This is a genomic window from Nocardia sp. NPDC058480 (assembly GCF_042720495.1).
Classification (GTDB): Bacteria; Actinomycetota; Actinomycetes; order Mycobacteriales; family Mycobacteriaceae; genus Nocardia.
Genome location: NZ_JBHXMN010000031.1, coordinates 1 through 5,770, shown reverse-complemented (window position 1 = coordinate 5,770; position 5,770 = coordinate 1). Strand labels below are relative to the sequence as shown.

General features: G+C 62.9%; 6 protein-coding genes and 1 pseudogene. 3 read left to right on the top strand and 4 right to left on the bottom strand.

What is annotated here, in order from left to right:
* Positions 1-94: 94 nt before the first annotated feature.
* Positions 95-571 (top strand): annotated as a pseudogene (locus ACFWO8_RS33045) (IS5 family transposase); the annotation flags it as partial.
* 139 nt (positions 572-710) lie between these two features.
* On the opposite strand, the gene ACFWO8_RS33040 reads toward ACFWO8_RS33045, so the two are convergent.
* Positions 711-1,901 (bottom strand): IS701 family transposase, encoded by a 1,191-nt coding sequence (locus ACFWO8_RS33040; RefSeq protein ID WP_378974702.1) that lies wholly within the window; start codon positions 1,899-1,901, stop codon positions 711-713.
* Between the two features lie 193 nt (positions 1,902-2,094).
* Between ACFWO8_RS33040 and ACFWO8_RS33035 the strand changes: the two genes are divergently transcribed.
* A complete protein-coding gene (locus ACFWO8_RS33035; RefSeq protein ID WP_378974697.1) occupies positions 2,095-2,415 on the top strand; it encodes a hypothetical protein in 321 nt (106 codons plus the stop codon).
* On the opposite strand, the gene ACFWO8_RS33030 is transcribed toward ACFWO8_RS33035, so the two are convergent.
* Together ACFWO8_RS33030 and ACFWO8_RS33025 are read right to left on the bottom strand one after the other, a co-directional pair.
* A complete protein-coding gene (locus ACFWO8_RS33030) occupies positions 2,344-2,853 on the bottom strand; it encodes a hypothetical protein (RefSeq protein WP_378974694.1) in 510 nt (169 codons plus the stop codon). The two genes, ACFWO8_RS33035 and ACFWO8_RS33030, sit on opposite strands and share 72 nt — an antisense overlap.
* A 281-nt stretch (positions 2,854-3,134) precedes the next feature.
* Positions 3,135-3,503 carry a hypothetical protein gene (locus ACFWO8_RS33025; protein WP_378974689.1) on the bottom strand — a complete coding sequence of 123 codons (369 nt, stop codon included), beginning with the start codon at positions 3,501-3,503 and terminating at the stop codon, positions 3,135-3,137.
* A 297-nt stretch (positions 3,504-3,800) separates the two neighbouring features.
* Between ACFWO8_RS33025 and ACFWO8_RS33020 the strand changes: the two genes are divergently transcribed.
* On the top strand, positions 3,801-4,538 hold the full coding sequence (locus tag ACFWO8_RS33020; protein ID WP_378974686.1) for a class I SAM-dependent methyltransferase: 738 nt from the start codon (positions 3,801-3,803) through the stop codon (positions 4,536-4,538).
* 252 nt (positions 4,539-4,790) lie between these two features.
* Here ACFWO8_RS33020 and ACFWO8_RS33015 read toward each other — a convergent pair whose 3' ends face one another.
* Entirely contained in the window at positions 4,791-5,093 is a 303-nt protein-coding gene (locus ACFWO8_RS33015) for a hypothetical protein (RefSeq protein ID WP_378974681.1), read from the bottom strand.
* Between the last annotated feature and the right edge of the window lie 677 nt (positions 5,094-5,770).

Below are 5,770 nucleotides of genomic sequence, written 5' to 3'. Positions count from 1 at the left end.
CGCCATCAGCGCGTAGCCTCTTTGGAGGCCTTTGCCGGCCAGGGGGCCCAGAAGCGTCTGACCGCTGCTCAAACTAACCGTTACCGATTAAGTAGGGGGCCCGATGACCGGGCCGAATCCGGTCGATCGCGGTAAATCGGGCTCGAAACTGCACGTTTTGTCCGACCGGGCCGGGATACCGCTGACAGTGGCAGTCTCGGCGGCGAACACTCCTGACGCGGCTGCGTTGCGTCCGTTGGTGCGGGCGATTCCCGCGGTGAGGTCCAGGCGCGGTCCACGTCGGCGCAGACCGGGGAAGCTGCACGCGGACAAGGCGTATGACAGTCGCGAGTTGCGGGACTGGGTGCGTGATCGCGGCATCGGTGTCCGCATCGCCCGCCGAGGGATCGAGCCGAGTCAACACTTGGGTCGGCACCGGTGGGTCATCGAACGCACCATCGCCTGGCTGGGCGGTTACCACAGGCTCTCGATCCGCTACGACCGCAAGGACACTCACTATTGCGGGTTCCTCACGCTGGCAGCGGCGTTGACCTGCTACAAGAAGCTGACGAAGGCCCGAGCAGCCACATGAGACACGCTCTAATACTCCAGCCGCACTTCGTGATGTAATCGGTGTCGCCGCTGGTAGTGGGCTTGTTTGGCCCGGTATTGGTGGCGTCGCCGCCAGATCGACCATTGCCAGACCAGGTCGAGGGTCGGGTCGGTAGTGATCAGGTGTGCCAGGAGACGTCGAACTTCGCCGAAGGTGAGCGAGATGAGGCCGCTGCCAATGCTTTTGGGGCAATAGCGGCCGTCACAGCGAGGTAGGTATGGGCGAGCATGGCGAGAGTGACATGCCGATACCAGGCGTCGTAGCGCCGGACCTGATACTGGTCGAGCCCGACCTCGGTTTTCGCGGTCTGGAAACAGTCCTCGACAGCCCAGCGAGCACCGGCGACCCGGACCAGTTCCTCATCACTGGTACCGGTCGGCGCGCAGCACATGTAGTACGCGATCTCCAACTCGCCCTTGGGATTCGGAGACAGAGCGCGGCGGGCGAGTAGCCACCGGCTCCATCCTGGTGCAGTGGTCCACTCATAGACCGGCAACGACGCGACGGCCCAGTCGAACATCCGTGGCCCTTTCGCGCCCGCCCCGCAGCTCAACCGTTTCCACGCCTGCTGTGGGGCGTGCGCAACAAGGTGATCTGCGCGGGTGCTGCCCGCGGTGACCGGGATCGTCTGGTTCTTCGGGACGGCGACCACGTACCCGATGCGGCGGTCTTCGAGCCAGGTCCGGAACTTGTAGTCACCGCCGTAGGCTTCATCCGCGGTCACCCACCGCGCCGGCACTCCAGCATCCAGCGCTCGGGCCAGCATCTGTTTGGCCAGCGTGGCCTTCGTAGCAAACTCCACGTTATCGGGCACGTATGCCTCGCGGCAGCGGTCACGATCACCAGCCCACGACTTCGGCAGATACAGTTCCCGGTCGATCAGCGTGCGACCCTTGCCGGTGGTGTACGCGCAGAACACCCCGAGTTGGCAGTTCTCGATACGACCCGCCGTTCCGGAGTATTGGCGCTGTACCCCAGCTGATTTCAGCCCCTTCTTGATGAATCCGGTCTCGTCGACCACCAGAACACCGTCCGGGTCACCCAGGTACTCGACCGCGTAGGCGCGCACGTCGTCACGTACCCCGTCGGCGTCCCAAGCTGCATGGTTCAACAGCCGCTGCATCCCATCCGGCGTCTGGTCACCGGCGGCTTCGGCAATTGTCCAGCCATTCTTCCCGGCCAGCGGCGCCAACAGGCCGCGCACGTACGCGCGGGCCCGTAATCTCGGCTCTGCCCGGTAGAAACGGCCAGCGACTCGCCCGAACAGGTCATCCAGCCCGGCCACCCACGCGACCAGGTCCTCATCGATCGACACGACGGAAGATGTTACCGCACAACATAACTAAGTGCGGCTGGAGTACTAAGCGGCATGCGCGGATACGCGAGAGATCACGCCACCAATCGATACGTGTTTGAGTTGACGGGCGAGAGCAGACATCGATGGCGCAGTCCACATCGCCTGCATCGCAGGCGGATTCGGCTGGACGTGGACCAAGCCGGATGTGACGCGCTTCTGCCACGCCACGGGATGGAGCCTTCTCCACGAAGATCGAGGCCACGGTCCCACCTTGCGAACAAACCTCGACGTCCACACGCCGCAATGCAGCGTCGACTTCAGCAGCCGAATCGTGGATCGTCAGCCTGGAGGCGGCGGGCTCATCGACGAACTGGCCGTCTACGTCGCAGGTTCCGAACGGGTGAAACCCGCGAAAGCCCAGTCTGCCGCAGCTCATTGCCAACTCCGGGATCGTCTAATCGAGGAGTTGGGACCAGTATCCGAATATGTCTTCAGCTTCCATTGCTTCAGCGTCGAACAGATGTGAAGCAGGCTCCAGACTGTTCTCCACATAGTCAGCTACGGCCCGCGCAGTAGGCGGGCGAACAAACCGAAGCGGAATCCCCTGCTCCGCAGTCGCACCCGAAGCGAGGGACTCCGCCCCGAATACTGCGATCTCGGCCAACCCGGCTGGATTGCGTTCTTCCTGCTTCCGACGGTTGGGCGCAAGCAACCAGTACACTGCGTCCCACGCCCGAGTGGAGAAAGTCCGGTCAAGAATGCCAGGCCGCTGCCCCACGATCTGACGAGCGACCGGGGCCAGCTCCACCCAGATCGGGTCATTCCAGTACTGCGAATCCGCGCCATCGCTCGTAGCCAAACTGCCGAAGAACTGGATGGCGTTCTCGGCGGCTCCACGATCGCGCATCGCGCGTTCGAGCAGCGGTTCGTAAGGAACTGCCTGGTATCGAGCATCGAGGGCCATCCCCAGACCATAAGACTCAGCTCGAGCAGGCCCTACCCGACATCACATAATCGGCATGAGCGGATCTTCGACGACGAAGCCGTCGACGGCCGCTCCGAGTGTCACCACGTTGTCACAAGTACCCCGAACAACCCCAAATGTGGCCGGACAGAATCGGCAGGTCACGGTACGTCGGAAGATTGACGAGTACCGTCATGAACGGTCCGAGGCTGCCTCCGGAGCAGAAGGCCGCAGGTTCGATATGAGCGGGCGGGCTGCGGTGCTCGCACGGACACGATCCCCTATCGGCGAACACGATTGGACACTACGGCGGCGGCGATCAGCGCTACATAGTTGTCGGTCCAGCAGTCCGATTCCTTGGTAGCGACATCGATACCGCAGCCTGCACAGACGAGGTTGGGGCCGTCCTGGCCGTCGAGCCCGCAGCAGCCGTTGCACCGCTTGGAGTCGGGATGGCGAACCGTTCCGGGCGCGTCGTCGGGATGCAAAATGAACTGCGTGGAGTCGTAGTTGATCGCATAGGTGCCTTGCGCGACTAGGGGGTCAGCGATTCGGTGGTCGGACAGGTTATCGCCGGACTCGAAGCACTGCGATTCTTGGAGATCGCCAGTGAGAGGGTGCTCGCACTCGGTGCAGGCGAAGAAGATCACCGGGCCAGTATGACGGGCACGCAGCTCGACGACTGCATCGGCCGCTTCAATCGGCCCGTCCGCAGTCCGTCCGCAGCAATCACGGATGTGCCCACATACAGCCAACGATGCCACCAGTAAAAGCCAGGTTCCATGCCGGTCACCGAGAACGCGGCAAGCGGCAGAAACGGATGGTCGAGTTGGGCTGTCGTAGTGTTGAGTGTGGGGTGATAGTCTGGCGCGCAAAGGAACTCGGATTCTGCACGTGGACGGGGAGCGTTCAGGCGCATCTGCTACTGCCGTGTTAGCGTCGGGCACGTGGGGACAACAACGCAGCAAACTGACTCCGGCGGCGCGGCCGCGTACGACTCGATCGCCAAAGCCTACGCCGAGGAGAACGCGACGAGCCTCCTCAACGAGTACTACAACCGGCCTGCGATCCGGAACCTGCTCGGCGATGTGACGGGTAAGCATGTGCTGGACGCCGGGTGCGGCTCGGGTCCCACGCTCGTCGACCTCATCGAAGGCGGAGCGACTGCGGTCGGAATCGACGGCAGCCAGGTCCTGATCGACATCGCCACAGCCAGAGTTGGGGGCGCCGCAGAGCTACACGTCGGGGACCTGGCTGACCCTCTTCCGTTCGGCGACAACACATTCGACGCCGTTGTCTGCTCCCTCGCGCTGCACTACCTCGAGGACTGGCACTCCCCGCTGGCGGAGATGCGCCGCGTGCTCAAGCCCGGAGGCCGCCTAATCCTCTCGGTCGAGCACCCGCTGGTCATGTGGTTCACGCAACTTCAGGCCGGCGAGACCACAAACTATTTCGCCACGCGCCAACGCAAGGTGACCGATATGGCCGGGCAGACCGCGGACCTCACATTCTGGGATCGGTCCTTGTCGACGATGTTCCAGACATTCTTCGACAGCGGATTCCGTATCACCCGCGTCGAGGAACCGGCACCTGCCCCGGAAGCGGTGGAGCGGTTCCCCGAGTTCTTCCAGGACCGCGAGGACCCGAGGTTCCTGGCCTTCCTGTTCCTGGTGTTGGAGGCCTGACTTCTACGCTGCGGCGGGCCGGTTCTGGGCGATCATCGTGCCGCGCACGGCTTCTGCGATCGTCGCTTCGCCGTGCACCCGGCTCCATCTGATGGTGTGGCTTGAACCTTGCGTAGGAATCAGGCCGGTCTGGCCCCAGCCCGCCGAACTCCGAACAGTCGGACAAGCTCGCTCATCGGCAGTTGAGTGCGTTCGTCGAGTGGTGCCGCGGCCCTCAGGATCGCTCGATCAGCGGCAAAGTAGTGCGGCAAGTCAGTGGACCTTCTGGCCAATTGCCCGCAGTACCTCCGAGAGCCAAACCAGGTGGTATCCGATCGCTCGATCCGGATCGGCCAGTAGATCCGTCAGATGCTCCCACGACCACGAGAGTTGGCCCAGCGCCAGATCGGCCGGAGTGTGGTTGACGTCGTACAGCGCATCCGGCGGAATCGACCAGAAGTAGTCCTGGTCCAAGCGGATAGCGTCGCCGTCGGTGGCAGCCTCGACATGATCCATGAGCAAGTCGATGGACCTGCGCAGCTCAACCAGGGACACATGCAGTTGCCATTCGGTCACCAGCACAATCATCCCCGGATCCAGACAACGCCCTGAAGTGGAGCCATGAGCGGCTTTCGACCGTGGGCAACTCCACTGGAGGACGCCTCCCTCCGTGCCCCATTCGTGCCCCGAGCCAGGGTCAAAGGCGGTGAATCCGGGTACCCCACGCGCAACCTACAGACCAGGTCAGACCGTTATTCCGGCCTGTTCGCCTGCTTCCCAAGGGGATGGCGCGTACTCACGTGCGATCGAATTGCTGAACAGAATCCGCGGTGAGGTTGGTGTGGTCAGCAGTTCAGGTCGCAGCTGGGGGCGAGACCGCGACAGATGCTGTTGTCGCCCAGCTCGCGCCCGTCACGCTTCGAGAAGATGTCGAAGCGTGACGACCAACTTGACGAGAACGCCGACCAACGTCTATAACTGCTGGTCATAGGGGTAATGCGTTGAAAAGCGTTGTGTCCGGAGGCGGTATCGACCAGTACACCAATCACCTGGAAGATCGAAAACTGCCGGTCATCGGCATATAGCGCGGCGAAAGCCAGTGCCCTGGAAGGTCCTGGCGGACGTTTCTGTGCCGGCCAGCACAGCCTGCGCGCTGGGGGGCCTTGACCCCGGGTGATGGACACGCTTGATCTTGGTCTCAGACCAGAAAAGCGAGAAGATCTACCCGATGCCCAAGAAGAACTACACCGACG

Excerpts from the sequence above, each read along its gene's own strand:
- ACFWO8_RS33030 (WP_378974694.1), bottom strand. The coding sequence starts at position 2,853 with ATGGCCCTCGATGCTCGATACCAGGCAGTTCCTTACGAACCGCTGCTC.